Annotated in this window: 19 protein-coding genes; all 19 read left to right on the top strand. The window is 62.2% G+C overall.

Translation table 11 applies throughout. The features are described 5' to 3' along the window. Positions 1-22 precede the first annotated feature (22 nt). The 19 genes from OC446_RS03115 to OC446_RS03025 all read left to right on the top strand — a co-directional run bounded on the left by OC446_RS03115 (position 23) and on the right by OC446_RS03025 (position 16,805). Entirely contained in the window at positions 23-1,636 is a 1,614-nt protein-coding gene (locus OC446_RS03115; RefSeq protein WP_262027582.1) for a phage portal protein, read from the top strand. A gap of 288 nt (positions 1,637-1,924) precedes the next feature. Beyond that, a complete protein-coding gene (locus OC446_RS03110) occupies positions 1,925-3,586 on the top strand; it encodes a S49 family peptidase (protein ID WP_262027581.1) in 1,662 nt (553 codons plus the stop codon). 40 nt (positions 3,587-3,626) lie between these two features. Beyond that, positions 3,627-4,001, top strand: coding sequence for a head decoration protein (locus OC446_RS03105; protein WP_262027580.1), 375 nt, complete (start codon positions 3,627-3,629; stop codon positions 3,999-4,001). A 32-nt stretch (positions 4,002-4,033) separates the two neighbouring features. Continuing rightward, positions 4,034-5,038 carry a major capsid protein gene (locus OC446_RS03100; protein ID WP_262027579.1) on the top strand — a complete coding sequence of 335 codons (1,005 nt, stop codon included), beginning with the start codon at positions 4,034-4,036 and terminating at the stop codon, positions 5,036-5,038. A 438-nt stretch (positions 5,039-5,476) separates the two neighbouring features. Continuing rightward, positions 5,477-6,310, top strand: a complete 834-nt coding sequence (locus OC446_RS03095) for a hypothetical protein (protein WP_262027578.1) — start codon at positions 5,477-5,479, stop codon at positions 6,308-6,310. Then, on the top strand, positions 6,310-6,963 hold the full coding sequence (locus OC446_RS03090) for a hypothetical protein (protein ID WP_262027577.1): 654 nt from the start codon (positions 6,310-6,312) through the stop codon (positions 6,961-6,963). Before OC446_RS03095 ends, OC446_RS03090 begins: the two co-directional genes overlap by 1 nt. Before the next feature lie 10 nt (positions 6,964-6,973). After that, positions 6,974-7,213, top strand: a complete 240-nt coding sequence (locus OC446_RS03085) for a hypothetical protein (RefSeq protein ID WP_262027576.1) — start codon at positions 6,974-6,976, stop codon at positions 7,211-7,213. Between the two features lie 3 nt (positions 7,214-7,216). Beyond that, complete coding sequence (locus OC446_RS03080) at positions 7,217-7,717, top strand: hypothetical protein (RefSeq protein ID WP_262027575.1); 501 nt, start codon at positions 7,217-7,219, stop codon at positions 7,715-7,717. A gap of 87 nt (positions 7,718-7,804) precedes the next feature. Further along, positions 7,805-8,734 carry a baseplate J/gp47 family protein gene (locus OC446_RS03075; protein WP_262027574.1) on the top strand — a complete coding sequence of 310 codons (930 nt, stop codon included), beginning with the start codon at positions 7,805-7,807 and terminating at the stop codon, positions 8,732-8,734. Then, positions 8,731-9,366, top strand: coding sequence for a phage tail protein I (locus OC446_RS03070; protein ID WP_262027573.1), 636 nt, complete (start codon positions 8,731-8,733; stop codon positions 9,364-9,366). Before OC446_RS03075 ends, OC446_RS03070 begins: the two co-directional genes overlap by 4 nt. Positions 9,367-9,375: 9 nt before the next feature. Then, positions 9,376-11,658 carry a hypothetical protein gene (locus OC446_RS03065; RefSeq protein WP_262027572.1) on the top strand — a complete coding sequence of 761 codons (2,283 nt, stop codon included), beginning with the start codon at positions 9,376-9,378 and terminating at the stop codon, positions 11,656-11,658. A 12-nt stretch (positions 11,659-11,670) separates the two neighbouring features. Continuing rightward, complete coding sequence (locus OC446_RS03060) at positions 11,671-11,868, top strand: hypothetical protein (protein ID WP_262027571.1); 198 nt, start codon at positions 11,671-11,673, stop codon at positions 11,866-11,868. A gap of 3 nt (positions 11,869-11,871) precedes the next feature. Then, positions 11,872-12,813 carry a hypothetical protein gene (locus OC446_RS03055; RefSeq protein ID WP_262027570.1) on the top strand — a complete coding sequence of 314 codons (942 nt, stop codon included), beginning with the start codon at positions 11,872-11,874 and terminating at the stop codon, positions 12,811-12,813. Beyond that, the gene (locus tag OC446_RS03050; RefSeq protein ID WP_262027569.1) at positions 12,813-13,172 is read left to right on the top strand and encodes a hypothetical protein; all 360 of its coding nucleotides are present in this window, start codon (positions 12,813-12,815) and stop codon (positions 13,170-13,172) included. The genes OC446_RS03055 and OC446_RS03050 overlap by 1 nt, the downstream gene beginning before the upstream one ends. After that, positions 13,169-13,531: a hypothetical protein gene (locus OC446_RS03045; protein WP_262027568.1), complete on the top strand. Its 363-nt coding sequence runs from the start codon at positions 13,169-13,171 to the stop codon at positions 13,529-13,531. The genes OC446_RS03050 and OC446_RS03045 overlap by 4 nt, the downstream gene beginning before the upstream one ends. Before the next feature lie 358 nt (positions 13,532-13,889). After that, positions 13,890-14,336, top strand: coding sequence for a hypothetical protein (locus OC446_RS03040; protein WP_262027567.1), 447 nt, complete (start codon positions 13,890-13,892; stop codon positions 14,334-14,336). Next, on the top strand, positions 14,336-14,839 hold the full coding sequence (locus tag OC446_RS03035) for an HNH endonuclease (RefSeq protein WP_262027566.1): 504 nt from the start codon (positions 14,336-14,338) through the stop codon (positions 14,837-14,839). Before OC446_RS03040 ends, OC446_RS03035 begins: the two co-directional genes overlap by 1 nt. A 12-nt stretch (positions 14,840-14,851) precedes the next feature. Continuing rightward, positions 14,852-15,343 carry a DUF4376 domain-containing protein gene (locus OC446_RS03030; RefSeq protein ID WP_262027565.1) on the top strand — a complete coding sequence of 164 codons (492 nt, stop codon included), beginning with the start codon at positions 14,852-14,854 and terminating at the stop codon, positions 15,341-15,343. A gap of 190 nt (positions 15,344-15,533) precedes the next feature. Beyond that, entirely contained in the window at positions 15,534-16,805 is a 1,272-nt protein-coding gene (locus tag OC446_RS03025) for a phage tail protein (RefSeq protein WP_262027564.1), read from the top strand. Positions 16,806-16,813: the final 8 nt, after the last annotated feature.

Genomic DNA, 16,813 nt, shown 5'->3' with positions numbered 1-16,813 from the left:
GTCGCCGTCGGAGGGTTGAAAGATGGGTTTAATCGCGAAGATCTTCTCCGGCGGACAGGAGACGGCGCTCGTCTCAAAGCCGAGGGCGTCCTCCTCCTTCCTCCGCGGAGGCGATAGTCCGTTCGTCTGGGGATGGCAGACGCCGGCGCTCCGGGAGCCTCAAGACGACGTCGTCGAGGCGTGGGAAGAGGCCGCCTCGAAGGCGATCGACAGCCTTCATAATTCCGGATGGCTCGCCGGCGGCGTCGAGCAAGCGGTCGCGATCATCAACGGGGATTCGCTCCGGCTCAACTATCGGCCGGATCCTCGCGCTCTGGGGATGGAGCCGAGGGCCGCGAAGCTTTGGGCGCGGGACGTCGAGCGGCGCTTCGATGCTTGGGCGGCGAATCCCTATTCTTGCGACGCTTACGGGAAACAGCCGCTCGGACAGCAAGTCGCCGGTGCTCTGAAGCATTGGTTCGGGACCGGCGAGATCCTGGCGACCTTCCCGACGAAGCGCCGGCCGTCGAACACTCACACGACGAAGGTCATGATCCATCCCGCGGCGCGGCTCCTGAATAACTCGAACTCGATCGAGAACGTCGTTCAGGGCGTGAAGATGGACGCGCTCGGCGCTCCTATCGCGTATCGCTTCCGGCCGAAGCCGAACGGCAACTTTACGGCGCTCGGCTATGTCGAGGTTCCGGCTCGCGATCGATGGGGCCGCCGGATCGTCCTTCACGTTTTCGACGGGCATCCCTCACAGGTCCGCGGGATGACGCCTCTCGCGCCGGCGCTTCAGGTCGTCCGGCAGTTTGACCAACTGTCGAACGCGACCTTAACGGCCGCTCTGATTCAAGCGATCTTCGCCGCGACGATCGAGAGCGACGCTCCGACGGAGCAAGTCCTCGAGGCGCTTCAGTCGGGAGAAGAGGCAGAAGAGAACGCGGCGCCTCCCTCCCCTTGGGCGTCCTTCATGAGTAAACGCCTCGGATGGTATAAGTCGACGAAGGTCGATCTCGGGAAGTTCGGGAAGCTCGTCCACCTATTTCCAGGCGAGAAACTCAACTTTCATCGCTCGGAGCATCCGAATTCTACTTACGGAGACTTCGTCAAGATCCTTCTCCGCGAGATCGCGCGTTGCCTCGGCATCACTTACGAGCAACTAACCGGCGATTACTCGAACGCGACTTATTCGAGCCTTCAGGCGGCAGGCGCCGACTCCTATGCGATCGCGCTCTATCGCCGGAAGATGCTCGCCGCTCCGATCTATCAAGCGGCCTTCGAGGCATGGCTCGAGGAGGATATCGAGCAGGGGCGGACCGTCCTTCCGGGCGGGATCGATCAGTTTTACGAGGAGCGCGACGGCATCACTCGCGCGGATTGGCGCGGACCTCCGAAGCCTGTCGCCGACGATCTGAAGAGGGCCAAGGCGAACGAGATCGACCTCCGGAATCGCGTCATCACGCGCGAGATTTGGGCGGCCGAGAAGGGTCACGACGTCGAGGATATCGACGAACAGACGGCGGACGAGATCGAAGCGGCCGAGGAGGTCGGAGCGGCCGATCCTCGCCTCCTTCCGGCTCCCGGCTCTCCCGGCGGCGCTCCGGCCGAAACTCCGGACGAAGATCCCGAAGCTCCGAAAGAGGAGGATTGACGATGGCAGACGGCGCGAGTCCCGGAGTGGTCCCGGACCTTACAGATCCATGCGAACGCTACAAATTTCTTAACGACGCCTACCTCCGATCGATCTCCGGCGGACAGGAGGAGTTAGTCCGATACAGGTCGAACGAGGTCGAGCGCGAATTGCGATTTTCAAAAATCGACAATTCAAGGTTATTAGTCGAAATGCGTCAGGCCGAACGGGAATGTCAGATCAAAAACGGCATTGAACCGACGCGGCGACGGATGGCGATCCAGGCGGGATCCAGGAGATATTGAGACTATGAGAGGCTCTCTCGTTCATATCGCGGACCTCGTCCTTAACCGGCCGCTCCTCGTCACGCCTCAGAAGGCCGCGGTTATCTCTCAAGTCCTGTCCGGCCGGATCGGGGTCGACGGCCTCGTCCTCGGCGCCGGCGTCGACGCTCAGTCCGTCGAGGCCGCTCTCTCCTCGATCGGGAAGCCGGCTCCGGGCGCCTCCCGGTTCGCCGGCGAGATGGTCCGGATGGAAGGACAGGATCGGCCGGCGCCTTATCAGATGACGAGGAACGGCGCCGCGGTCATCACGACGACAGGCTCCCTTGTGAACCGGGGCGCATGGGTCGGAGCAAGCTCCGGCCTTACCTCATATGAGGGGATCTCCTATCAGCTAAAGACGGCCGCGAACGATTCTCGCGTGAAGGCGATCCTCCTCGATCTGGAGACTCCCGGCGGACAGGCCGTCGGCGCCTTCGAACTCGGCGCTCTCGTCCGGAAGGTCGCGAGCGTCAAACCTGTTTACGCGATCGTCAACGGGATGGCGGCCTCGGCCGGTTATGCTCTGGCATCCGGCGCGACGAAGATCATCACGACGCCTTCCGGCGTCTCCGGCTCGATCGGCGTCGTCCTCCTTCACGCCGATATGTCGAAGAAGCTCGAGAAGGAAGGTATTACTCCGACTCTGATCTTCGCCGGCGCTCACAAAGTCGACGGAAATTCCCTCGAGCCGCTCTCCTCCGAAGTAAAGGCGGAGCTTCAGGCCGAAGTCGATACGATTTACGACAAGTTCGTCCGCCTCGTTTACGAGAACCGCGGATCGAAGATCTCCCTTAAGGCTATCCGCGAGACGGAAGGCCGAACCTATATCGGCGAGGATGCGGTTAAGGCCGGTCTCGCCGACAGCGTCGGGACGTTCGACGACGTTCTCGCCGCTCTATCAGCCGGACGCAGCGTCGGAAGATCGTCGCGAATGAAGTCTGGCACTCAGATGGGAGCCGAGGTCGGAGCCGCTTCCGACCTCGATTGCTTCGACATCATGGCGACAATGGGTAATCCGACGAAAGGGATTCTAATGGCTGGGGAAGAGACAAAATTCAAAAAGGGCGATCGTGTGCGGGTAAAAGGGAAACCGCACATGAAGGGTCAGAAGTCCGGCACGATCGAGGAAGTCTCTGACGAGACGCCGTATGCGATCAAGTTCGCCGGATCCACCATGGTCCACAAATGGTATGTCGATAGCGAACTCGAGCTAGACGACGGGAAGGACGACGATAGCAACGACGGAAACGACTCCGACAAAGACAGCGGAGATCATGGAGGTATGAATATGTCTAATGAATCCAATGAAACGGCAAAATCCGAAGGGGTCGCGGCCGGCACCAAGGCGGCGAACGATCGCTTTGCATCGATCCTGGCTGACGATCGCGTAAAGGGCAAGGAGCGGATCGCTCTCGATCTCGCCGTTAAGTCGCCTTCTATGTCGGCCGATGACGTCGCCTCCTTCGTTGCCGGCATCCCGGCGCCGGTCGTGGCCTCGAGCGTCCCTCCGATCGCGCAGCGCGGCGCCGATGCGGCTCTCGACGAGATCGAGACGAACGCCTCTTCGGGCGGGAACTCGCCGAAGGCGGATAACGACGCGGCCTCCTGGGGCGCCGTGATCGACCGCGTCCTTCCCGCGAACCGCTAACCGGCGGATTCCCTCTCTCTAGTCAAAGGATTTCCATCCAATGCCTACCGAACTCGATCTTCCGATCGCTACCGAATACGCCGGTTTCCTCGTCTCCGAGGCGCACGGCTACCGCTCCCGCGACGTCCTGACCATTCCGGCCGGCGCCGGCAAGTTCGAAGCCGGTCACGTTTTCGGACAGGCCGCGAACGGACAGGCGGCCGCGTACAACAACGCCGGGACCGGCGGCGCCGAGACGGCGAAGGCCATTCTCCTTCAGGCCGTCGACGCTTCGACGAAGGCCGTAAAGGCGACCTTCATCGTTCGAGACGCCGAGGTTCAGCGGTCTATGCTCCGCTTCTCCGGTTCTCCCGCAGACGCCGACAAGCTCGCCGCTTATGCGGACTTGGCCGGCTCCCACATCGTCATGCGCTAATCGACTCCGCGCTCTCAGAAGGGTTAGCTTAAATGCTTCTCGATATCTTCAATAACCGTCTCTTCCGCGGGGTCTCTCTGTCCTCGGCGATGCAGCGGATCCCATATCATCCGATGATGCTCGGACAGATGAATCTCTTCAACGTCCAGCGTCGCCGGACCCGTCAAGTCGCCGTGAAGGTGACGGAGGGCCGCGTCGATCTGATCCCGATCTCGCCGATCGGCGCCGCTCCCAAGCAACTTGAGAAGAAGCCGGGGAAGATGCGGATCTTCGAGGCTCATCGTCTCGCCGAAGGTTCGACGATCTACGCCGAAGAGGTTCAAGGGATCATCAACATCGGCGACGAGACGGTCCGGCTCGCTTCGATGCAAGAGGAAGTCGTCGCTCGCGGACAGCGGATCCGAGACGATATGGAATTGACGCATGAACATATGCGTCTCGGCGCCGTCTTCGGTAAGGTGATGGACGCCGACGGGACAACCGTTATCGATGATTGGTTCGAGAATTGGGGCATCGAGGAGCCGGCGCCGATCGATATGGGCCTCGACGATCCGAATACGGATCTCCGGGCGAAGCATCAGACGCTTATTGACACGATGCGCCGCAACTCCCGCGGTGGATGGCGTCCCGGCGCTCGCGTTCACGCGCTCGCCGCTCCGGACTACTTCGATAAGCTCCTCGGGCATCCGTACACGCGCGAAGCGATCAAGAACTCGACTCGCGTCCTGGAGCTTCTCGAGCAGAATCCGGAGACGGTCGATATCTTCGGCGTCGTCTATCATCGCTATTTCGGCAGCGATACCGGCGAGCTTGAGGTTCCGGCCGGACAGGCTCGCTTCTTCCCTGTCGGGACGGACGCCTTCGAAGTGAACTATGCTCCGGCCGAGTTCGCTCCCTTCGTCAATCAGCCGGGACAGGACATTTACGCTCTCACGATCCCGGATCGCGATCGTCAGGCATTTGTGACGGTGGAGGGCTATTGCTATCCGCTTTATGTCTGCCGTCGTCCGGAGATGCTTCTCCGCGGCCAGATCTAAGGAGCGCCGACAGGTGTCACGCTTTGACGAGGCGGATAAGAGGGCATCGGCGGCCGTCGATCGGGTCTTCGGATCTGGTCGGACGGTCCGGTTAATCCCGATGAAGCCTCCCTCCGGCTCGTCATACACTGAAGGAGGGGGATCCCGGACGGATCCCTCTCGTTCCGTTTTAGAGGATCTCGTCGGCGTCCTTACGCTTCGTCCGACGATCGGCAGGGCCGACGGCGCTCGTCAGGGTGGCGACTTCGTCGGAATGTTTGCATCGGCCGAAGCCGTTATGTCGTTCGATAAGTCGCAGTTTCCGGCGGGGCATCTCCCGCGGCGCGGCGATCGGATCGAGCTTTCCGCTCCCGTTGAGGGATTCCAGTTTTTCGAGGCCGGCCGTCCCGAGTCCGATGGGAGCGCGAGGATCGTCGTCCCATTGATCTCGGTAAAGTCATGAGCCTTTCGATCGACGTTCTCCGTCTTATCACTGTCCGCGCGATCAAGGGCCGAACGCTCGTCGGCGATCGCGTCCTCGATTCCGCTAACCTGTCGGCGGATCTCGCCGTCGAGGGAGACGACGGGGGCGTCGTTACGGTTTACACGAACGAGGCGAGCCTCGCGCTCGACGGAAACTCCCTGACCTCGTTCGAGGGGAACGTCGACCTCGTTATCGAGATCTCGATCGCCGGCCGCGTCGCGGTCCGCTATGAGAACGACAACGGCGAGACGGTCGAGGAGGTCGAGACTGTCATCCGGCCGACGGACGAGGGTCTCGAGCTATCGGTCGGCATCATCGCGCGGCAGATTACGAACGCGCTCCTCGATCCGGAAAGCCCATGGGCGGACCTCTGGCGGACGTTTGCGCCGAAGAGGGACCGGATCAGGATCCGGCGCGGTGAAAGCGGACAGGGGGCGCCGCGCTTCGCCTCCCGTCAAATCGTGATGACGGTCGACGTCCTGTCCGATCCTCCTCCCGGCGTGAACCTTGACGCCTCCTCCGAATGGGTCGCGTGGAAGCGGTTCGTCGATCTGGCGGCCGAGGACGATGATCTCTCCGGGCCGGCGAAGATGATCCGCGGCATTATCGAGAACGGTCCCGTCCCGAATACATGGGAAGAGGCGCTTCACGCGATGGGAGCATCCGGCGACGCGGCCGCTTCGCTCGGGATCGCGAACGTCATCATCCCGCGGCCGGAGGACGAGCGGCGCCTCGAGAAACTCACGCTTAAGGGCGACAGGATGACAGGGCCGATCGATATCGGTCCGCTCCCTCCGGAGGTCGAATAATGGCCGGAGAACTCGCGGAGCTTGTTCACGAACTCGAGGATCTGAAGCGAGCCTTCGCGAACTTCGCGCGGAAGGGGACGGTTCATGAGGTCAAAGGCAACCGGATAAAGCTTCGCCTCGGCGGGACGGACGACGAGCCTTTCCTCTCTCCCTGGATTCCGTGGACGGCGCCGGCGGGGCAGTTCAAACACCGACAGCCTCCCTCGAAGGGGCAGCAAATGTCTATGATTTCGCCGGTCGGCGACTTCGGACAGGCGTTCGCGGTCCCGCTCTCCTTCTCGAAGAAGGACGGCTTCGAGGCTCCGGACGACAGCCTCGATACAGACGTTCTCACGGTCGGAAACGTGAAGATCCGGACGAAGGACGATCTCGTCGAGACGACGGTCGGCGATACGAAGGTCGTCCAGAACGGCGCCGCGGTTACAGTCTCGCGCGGCGAGTTGAGTTTCACGCTCACGAAAGACGGGTTAACGGTCAATGCGCCGACAGTCTTCGCGGAGCCGGTCCAGTTTATGAAGGGCTTCGCCGCGAAGGGCGTCGGAGGCAGGACTCAGACGATCGACGGCGACGTTTGGGTTAACGGCGACGTCCGCTCAAAGGGGAACGTCGTCGCAGAGGGCTATATCGGCCGGGGTGAAGCCGGCGACAGATAAGGAGTCGAAGATGGCAGCGAAAACCTACTACGTGACGGAGAAGGCCGGCCGCTATGTCGCCGGGAAGAAGCTCGGGACGGATCAAAAGACGATCAAGCTCACGGAGCCGGAAGCTCGTTACGAGCTTGACCTCGGAACGCTCTCCGAGACCGATCCGGCCGCGGTCCAGGCCGAGACCGAAAACGGCTTGAAGCCTGTCGCGGAGACTGTCTCCGAGTCCTCTTCGAAGACGTCGAAGAAGAGCGCCTAATCGATGGCGGACGGCTTCAGCTTCGCCGACGCGGCCGGGATCCCAAAGATCCCGGCGACGGCCGTCCGCGTCGGCGTCGATCGGCGGACCGGGAAGATCCTTCAGGGTTGGGACCATGTCGAGCAATCGATCGCCTCGATCCTGTCGACGCGGTTCCATGAGCGGATTCTCCGGGAATGGGTTGGATCGTTCGTCCCTCACATGCTCGGCGAGAGCGCGACGCCGGAGGTTATCTCTCGTCACTTTTGGGCGATCGCGACGGCCGTCTCGCTCTTCGAGCCTTGCTATCGGATAACGCGGGTCCGGCTCCGCAACCCGGAGGCTCTCGACAGCGAAGAAGCGATCGAGGCGGCCGTCGATCGGCTCCGCTCCGGTCATCTTCAATACTGGCTCGAAGGCGTTTACATGCCGCGCGGTCATCTCGGCGACTTCACGCCGGAGGGGCGCCGCTCCGTCGGCCTTATCGATCGCGGCGGCGGGATCTGGGATCGAGCGTCGGCTTAGGCTCTCCGACGCTCGGCTCGTCTGCTTTGAAATTCGATCTTTCGCGGTTATCGGTTGGAAACCGGACACGCCTCGAAAGTCGCAAAATTGAGCTATTCGCCGACAGTTATCGACCTCTCTCGGATCCCGGCGCCGAACGCAATCGAGCCGCTTAATCCGGAAACCCTCATCGCAGCCTTTAAGGCGCGGTTCGTCGCGGTCTGGGATCAGTATCGGGCCAAGGATCCGACGCTCCCGGCTTACGACGTCGCGTCCCTGGAGTTCGATCCCGTCGTCGTCGCCGGCGAGGCGTTCTCCTATTTCCGTCTCCTCGATCGAGCGCGGGTCAATGCCGCGGTGAAGGGCGTCCTCGCTCCCTTCGCGAAGGGGACGGACCTCGATAACATCGTCGCCGGCGCGAACCTCGAGCGTCTGATCGTCGTCCCGGCGAACCCGGTGACAGGCGCCGCGGCCGTTTACGAGACCGACGCGCAACTCCTGAATCGCTATCTCCTCTCCTTCGACAAGCCGTCCGCCGGCTCCGCGGCCGCCTATCTGTCGCGAGCCTTCGCAGCATGGCCGGGGATGCACGACGCGGCCGTTATCGGTCGCGCGGTTCACGGCCGGCGCGGGGACGTCGATCTCGTCGTTATCGGTCCAGGCGGCCGCCTCGCGACCTCGGCCGAGATCTCAGCGGTCCGCGCGGCCGTCGATAACGATCACGCGAAGCCGGAAGCGACCTCCGTCGTCGTCATCAATGCGCGTCGGGCCGAATACGCGCTCGACTTCGAGATCGAGGTCGGCACAGGGCCGGACGCCTCGATCGTCGCAGACGAGGCCGCGGCGCGGATCCTCGCCGTCACGGCGGAGCGGACCGCGATCGGGGCCGGAGTCCCGGCAAGCCTGACGATCGGCGCGGCCTATGGGCCGAACGTCCTCGTCGCTCGCGATCTGGGAGGCTTCGCCGGCATCCCGGCGGATCCCTACACGATCCCGGTTTGCACTTCGATTTCCGTTCGGCCGGTGGTTCGCACATGAGCGAACTCGAGGAACTCCTCCCGCAAAACGCCTTAGAGTTCGAGAGGGCGCTCGCCGTCGCATTGACGGACGATCTCCCGGTCCCTCTTCGCGAGATCATGGATCCGGACAGGACGCCGGCGGCCTTCCTGCCGTTCCTGGCGGCTCATAAAAGCGTCGATCTATGGTTCTCCGATTGGCCGGAGGAGCGTAAGCGCCGGATGCTCCGGGAAGCGATCCGCTTCGCTCGGATGAAGGGAACGCGAGCCGGCGCTCTTCTGGCTCTCTCCTATGTCGACGCGACGCTCCTCGACGCGATCTCCTATCCGGCGCCGATGATCTTCGGGAAGGCCGTCCTCGGCCGGACGCCGATCGGTCATCCTCCGTTCCTGGCTCGCTTCCTCGTTAAAGTCCCGACGGTAAAGCCTCCGCGCTCCTTCGTCATGGGGCGATCGGCGATCGGAACGGCGAGGCTCAAGACGCCGTCGGACGAGCCTTTCCGTCGCGTCCGGGAGGCGATCCGGGCCGCCAAGGCGCCGGAGACCGAATATCGCCTCGACTTCGCTCACAAGCGGTCTCTTCAACTGTCAGACGGGCCGGCGCTCGTCGACGCCGTCCGTCTCGGGGCTTACGTCCCGCGCAATAAACTTTGAGGGTCAACAATGAAGACGAAACTCTTTGCAGAAGCGGAGATCGCGCAGCCGGCCGACTTTGACGATATCGGCGCTTATGCTCGACAGGGCGTCGACGACGTCGTCGGCGGCGCGATCGGATATCCGAGTCATTGGTCCGGATATACGGTCGAGAAGGTCGACGCGGCGACGGTCCGCGTCTCTCCTGGAGTCCTCTTCGACGACGAGATCGTTTATTCATCGGACGCGGCGACGGTCGTCTCGCTTCAGGTTCATATTCCCGCGATCACGGATAACCGGCGCTGGATCGGTCTCGTCGTCCAGGGGCAGGAGGCGACGCGCTCTCAGAACCGACAGGTCGAGACGGACTCGGAGACGGGCGAGACGGTGAACATCGCCGTTCCGAAGGTCGAGGACCGCTTCGTTAACATCATCCTCGCTCCGGGCGCGGTGGAGCTTTCGACCGATCCGACGAAGCCGGAGATTCCGGCGGATAACTCTTGCATTGCCTTCGTCCTCCTCGGGAATACCGGGATCGTCGAGATCGTTCCGGGCGAGGCGTGGCGAGCAAAGACGCTCTATGAGGTCGAAGGCAGGGTTACGGCGCTCGAAGTCTCCCTCGCCGGCGCCTTCGTCCGCGTCGCGACGCTCGAGACGGACCTCTCGAACCTTGCCGCGCACGTGAACAGCCTCGTCATTCCTCGGCCGGAAATCGTTCGAGAGATGCGCCGGGATATCGCGGCGATGCGTCGGCAGCTTCAAGTCCCGGAGGGCGCTCGCTCCGATTGGTACGATCCCGCGCTCGTCATGGATCAATGGGATAGCAACCATTCGGCATGGCTCGCGCGGATCAAAGAGGGAATTCAATTCCCCTTCGCGTCCTACAAGGAAGGGCGGCTCGAGCTTGTGAACGAGGATAATCCGCTCGTTCGCTTCTCCGGGCGTCGGATGCTCCCGGCTTACTCGGAAGTGAAGCGGATCTTCAATGAGGGTAGCGGCGAGACGAGGAATATCTCTCAGCTAACGCACACCGTCATCACGGCGATTCAAAAGAGCGTTCCGAGAAGCCGGATCTCCTTCGGTCCGACGATCAACATTTGCGAGAACGCGGCCGAATGGAGTCGTTACGCTCCGGCTCTTCATGCTCAATCCTCCTTCCAGAAGGACGGCGAGCTTTGGGTCTCGGACGGCATCGTCGCGAACTTCGACTTTGTCGATCATCGGGTCTTCGCCGTCCGGCAAGTGAAGGTCGAAACGTACTACGATTATTATTGGGAATATCAGCCGCAACAGATCGGCGTTAACGGCTCCGTCTTCGGGCAGACCTTCAACAACGCGAATCCGATGATCGCGACCTCGATCGAACTCGACTTCTCCGTCGTGGCGCCGGACGGCGAGGTTCATCTCTTCGTGTGCGAGGTCGACGAGACAGGCGTTCCGCTTTACGACTCGGTCCTCGCGACGTCCGTCCTCACGCCGGCGCAACTTAAGCTCAATTGGAACAAGTTCCCGATTCCTCCGACTTACTTCCAGCCGGGGAAGCGGTTCGCGTGGTTCACGGTTACGACGGGCAATCATCAGCTTCGCGGGACCGGGAACAATAATTTCTCCGGCGGGACGTCCTTCCTCTCGACGGACGGGGCGTGGAGCCAAGGCGATCTGAAGTTCGACTTTAATTTCCGGATCAACGCCGCTCGCTTTGCGAACTCTCGATCCGTTATCGACTTCCGTCCGATGACGCTCGAAAACGGAATGACGCAATTCTCGCTCCTGTATCCAAACTGGACGCCGGAGGGGACGGCGCTCGAATGGGAGATACGGCCGCAGGGCGCGGCGGAATGGTCGAAGCTGAAGCCGGCGGACACTCTCGGCGGGAATCCTCTCGTCGGGCTTCCTCCTCATGTCGAGATCCGGGCCGTCATCCTGGCGACGCCGGACCTCGCGCCGATGATCGAGCTTTCCGCAAATGCGGTCTATCAGGCCGGCCGGATCCGCAACACTTGGAGAGCGGTCTCGAAGCGGATCGAGTTCGGCCTCTCGACGACACAGGTCCAGACGGTCGACGTCCTCGACGACTTCGATCCGGCCGTTCATACCTATGAGCCGCGGATCATGGTCGCAGACGGTCCGGCGCTCATCTCTCCGACGACTTCGACGACGACGATCGACAAGGATAAGCCGTCCCGGCGGACGATCCTGTCGACCTTTACCGTCCCGGCGGGAACGACGGCGGCGCGTTGGGCCGGTGGCGGCTCGACGTCTAACGTCGTGAACAATTACTTCGCGCAGAACGCGGCGCTCTTCGCGCTCTAAGGAGGATCGGCAATGGCAACGCAACAGACGCAGACGCCGGCATTTGACGAGGGTACGGCTTACAACGTGAAGCTTAAGGAGCCTGTCTTCTATAGGAAGGCGAAGCTCCTCCCTCTCCCGGTCCATACGATGACGGGCGCCGCTCTTAACGAGATCGTCGCGGAATACGGCGCCGACGTCATCGACTCGGCAACTCCGCAGGAAGGGTAAACAATGGCGGTCGATACGACTCCCGTCCCTCTTCCGGATCCGGACGAGGATTACAGGTCCAATAGTCGGACGAAGCTCGATCCGGTGACTTGGGATTTCGTTATGGGATCGATCGGCGCTCGCCTCCGGTCGATCGAGGCGCAGCGAGTCGAGGTCGACGAGGTTATCTCCGCGCTCCGTAATACCGGCCTCGAGCGCCTCGACGCCTCGCTCGTCCCTCTGATCGAGGAGAAGCAAGCGGTCCTAGATCAACTCGAGGCCGAGGTCCGACAGGCTCAACAGGATATTGCGGATATCCTCCTCGGCGTCGTCCCGGCGAACATCGTCACGGAGGACGCGAACCGCGTCTTCGTCACGCCGGCACAGAAGGAAGTGATCCCGGTAAAGGTCGACGCTTCGAACTCGAAGGTCTCCTATAACGTCCTCCTGGATGCAGCGGCCGGCGCCGCGCGATGGATCCGCTTCCTCGTCGGCGGGGTCCGGCGTTGGGGCATCGGAAAGGACGAGAACAATGATCTCCGGCTCGAACGCTACGCGGCGAACGGAGACCTCGTCGACGCTCCTCTCCGGATCGAAGACGAGGACGGGATCGTCGTCTTCGAGAAGACGCCGAAGGTCGGAGCCGAAGCCGTCGCGATGACGGACGAGACGTCGATCCTCGTCCCGGTCGGAACAACCGGACAGCGTCCGCAATCGCCGACGGAAGGCGCGATCCGGAACAATTCGACGACGGGGAAACTCGAACGTTATTGGGGCGGGGTCTGGAAAGACGCCGGCGGCGGACCGTCGCTCGGAGAGGACAGCATTATCCGCACGAACGCGAAGGTTATCGCGTCGAACATCACGTTTACGGGCAACGAAAACGGAATGTCCGCGGGGCCGATCGAGATCGCTAACGGCGTGACGGTCGATATCGCTCCCGGCTCAAGTTGGAGCATCGTCTAATGAGCGAACTCAAAGCGGATCTTCTCCGCTCCCGCACCAATCCAGACCGGCCGCCGGCGGTCCAGAAGGCCGATTTCGTGAAAGGGTTCGCGCTTATCGTCCACGTGGCGCAACCGGCAATTCTCGGAAATGCGACACTCAATGTCTCGTCGCTCGTCGATACCGGCGTCGGCGCCGCGACACTAAACTTTACCTCTACGTTCTCTGTCTCTCCGGTCGCGTCCGCCGTCTCGGCCGGACTTACGGGCGTTTCGGCGAACAACACAGGCTCGCAATCCTTCGTTAACAACTTCGTCACGACGTCGAACGCGGCAATCGACAACTATTCGCAGCTTCATTTTTGCGGACCCTTGGCATGAGCACGGTTAGAGCTTCAACGATCGCAGATCGCGCAACCGGAAAGAGCCTCGGCGTCGAGCGCGTCGTCGAGGGGGCGGCTAAGGCGTGGGGATCGCTCAACGGCGGGGCGACGCCTGCGGCCATGCTCGCTAACGCCTCGTTTAACATCTCGTCCGTCACCGACGCGGCAGTCGGGCAATATATCGCTCACTATGCGGCGCCCATGGTAGCGACAGCGCCGGTCACGATCGGAAGCACGGTCGGCAATCCCGAGGCGGCAGGGTTCGATGCTACGGGGGCGACGTTGCGAACGCGCGACAACACAAACACGCTCGTCGACGCCTTCATTAATCTTTCCTCTAACGGGAGGCTCGCATGAGTACGCTTAGGGCTCAGAATATCGGCCCTCCCGGCGCGGGGGCGACGACGGACGTCGTTAAAGGCGCGGTGAAGGCATGGGGAACGATCAACACAACGACGACTCCCGCGTCATTCCGGACTAGCTTCGGCGCTTCGAGCCTTACGGACGTAGGCGTCGGAAGTTTCCGGCCAAACTTTTCCGCCCCTATGCAAGCGGCCGAGTACGCCGTTAACGCAAATATCGGGAGCGCAGCCGGGGGAACGGCCGCCGGAAGCTCGTCATCTGCCAATTACTGCGATTTGAATTGTGTCAATACGACATGGACGATCGCCGACGTTACCGGATTTCTTAGTTTCTCCGTTAAGGGCATTCTCGCATGACGCCGGATTTCACGAACGTTCATCTCTGGGATCGTCTCGCATGGGCGGCCGCGAACCTGGATCCGGTCCAGACGGAGTTCAGGGTCGTCTATGATCCGCCTCTCGGCGACGGCGCTCCGGCTCCGGCCGCGATCCTCGTCCCGGATCCGAATTGGATGGCGGCCGCGCTCGCCGGCGGGATCCTGCCTCCGGTCGAAATGTATCATCGGGAGGAGCGCGACGCGGCCGGAAACTTCATCGGGCCGGCCGACTATTGGATCGCTTACGAGGCGCTTCCTCCCATGACAGAGGAGGAGGCGATCGAATACCTCATTAAGAAGGATATCCCGCGCGAGGTCTGGGACACGCCGGAGGGAAGAAACTCTTCGTCGTTCGCGATCTGTCGGGTCGATCAACTCCCGAAGACTAGGGAATACAGAAACGCATGGCGCCTAGCAGCATAGTGAAGCAACCTCCGGCGGAGGTTCTCGCGGCGATCCTCGCCAAGATGGAATGGGACGGCCGAGAGGTCGTTTGGAAGGTGACGCAGGGGCGTTGCATCGCCGGGAAGCCTGTCGGCACTCTAGAGCCTCTCGGCTACCGCAAAGGGGAAACTCTCGGCTTCCGATGGAGGGTCCATCAGGTCGCGTTCTTCCTTCACTTCGGGCGATGGCCGGAGGCGATCGTCGATCATAAGGACGGCGACACGACGAACAATCGCGAGGACAATCTCCGCGAGGCGGACGATTACGGCAACGCGAGGAACGCGAGAAGCTATTCGAACTCGACAGGGTTCAAAGGCGTCTCTCGCCTCTCTGAGAAGCGCAAGTTAAAACGTCCATTCAAGGCCGAAATCATGGCGGACGGGAAGCGTCACTCTCTGGGATGCTTCGAGACGGCAGAACTAGCAGGGGCCGCCTATCGGGAGGCGGCGAAGAAGCATCACGGCGAATTCGCCGCATTTTAAGAGGTTCTCAAGATGGCAGACGTCCAGACCTATATCAGCACTCCTCAAGGGGATATCGAATCCGGCCGCGTGAAGGGCGGCCTCCCGGATCGCGCCTTCCGCGATGCGTGGAAGCTCGAGGGACAGGTCGTCTCTCTCGACGTCGCTCTTATGAAGCCGATCGCCTCGGCTCGCGTTAAGGCTTGGCGCGATGCTCAGATCTCGGCGCCGATCGAGGTCGGAGGCGTCACCTATGCCGCGGACGAGAAGTCGATTGATCTCGTCGATCGCGCGACGCAACTCGCCGGACGGATGGAGAAGGCCGGACAGACCTTCGAAACGGAATGGAGCGACGTCAACGGAAACGGTGTCCCGATGGGATCCGACGAGATCAACGCTCTCGGGATCGCGATCGGCGTCCGAACCGGACAGATGCACGTTCTCGCGCGACAGAAGGTCCAGGCGATCGAGGCCGCGACCTCGGCCGACGAGATCGTCGCGATCCTGGCGGAGATCGACGCTTAAGCGTCCCTTCCCTCCCCTCCCTCCGAAGGCTCGGCGCTCCGGCTCCGGGCCTTTCTTTTTGCCTCTCTGGCTCTCGGCTTACGCGATCCGAATTTCCGGGTTAACGGTCGGACTGTCGGCTCCGCTCGAAGGCGCGCGGACGCGATTAAGCTCGGCGACGATCATCGCGCCAAAGTTAGAGGGTTAATTCATGGCAGATCCTACCTTCGGCCTAGTCACGCGGACGGTTGATAACGATCCGCGTCCGGTCATCTCGGCGGACCTCTCGACGATCGGCCTCGTCGGTCCGGCGACGGATGCGGATCCCGCGGTCTTCCCGCTCGATACGCCGGTCAAGATCTATTCGAACGATCGCGCGAAACTGAAGGCGCTCGGCGAATCCGAGTATCTCGCCGACGCGGTCCGCGGGATCAACGATCAGCTTGGGGCGCTCCAGGTCGCGGCCGAGATCGTCATCGTCCGGACGGCCTCTCCGACGGGCGCCGATGCGGCCGCGAAGCTCGCGAGCGCGATCGCCGGGATCGTCGGCTCCTCGACGGACGGAACGGGCCTTTGGGCGCTTATCGACGCGCCGGAGATGGTGTCGGCGACGCCTCGGATCATCGTCGCTCCGGGCTACACGGCGCAACTCGGCGCCGGTGGCGAGGCGAACGCCGTCGTCGCCGCTCTGCCTCCCGTCCTGAATCAGCTTCTCGCCCATGCCGTCGTGGAGAGCGCCGGCACGGATCAGGCTTCGGACGAGGCGTGGCGCGAGACGCTCTCCTCCTCGCGTCTGATCCCGGTCGTCGGCGGGGTCAAGGTGATGGATCCTGTCTCCGGGACCGTCGTCGTCCGTCCCTTCGCTCCTCGCGTTGCCGGCCTTCTGGCTCGCCGCGATCATGAGAAGGGCGCTCCGTTCCATAGCGCAGCCAATCAACAGGTTTACGGCATCGTCGGACCGGCTCGTCCGATCCGCTTCAACCTGACCTCGGACGCGAACGAGGGGCAATCTCTCCTCTCGGCGAACATGGGGATCCTCGTCCGCGGCGAGATCGGCTCCGACTTCGCGATCTCCTCCGGCGGCTTCGTCTTCATCGGGACGGATAACGCCGGCGAGGACGAGTTGTGGCGGTTCTACAATCAGACGCGCGGCCGCGACTTCATCCATATCTCGCTTATGAGGGCGCTTCGCTACTACCTCGGCCGCTTCAACCTGACGGGACAGACGATCGAGTCCATCGTGAATACGATGAAGTTCTTCCTCCGCGACCTCAAGGCCGATCAACATATCCTCGGATATAAGGTCGGCTTCCAGAAGGATCAGAACTCGGCCGAGGAGATCCGCCTCGGTCATCTGACGATCTCGTTCGCGGCCGAGGAGCCGGCCGTCCTCCGCAAGATCACGACGGAATCGAGCCGCTATCGCGAAGCGGTTAACGAGATGGTGGCGAATCTTGAGCAGCAGTTGAATCTAGCGGCTTAAGGAGGGCG

Origin of the sequence: Microvirga sp. Mcv34 (genome assembly GCF_024519725.1) — a bacterium.
Classification (GTDB): Bacteria; Pseudomonadota; Alphaproteobacteria; order Rhizobiales; family Beijerinckiaceae; genus Microvirga.
This window is presented reverse-complemented; position numbering and strand designations above follow the sequence as displayed.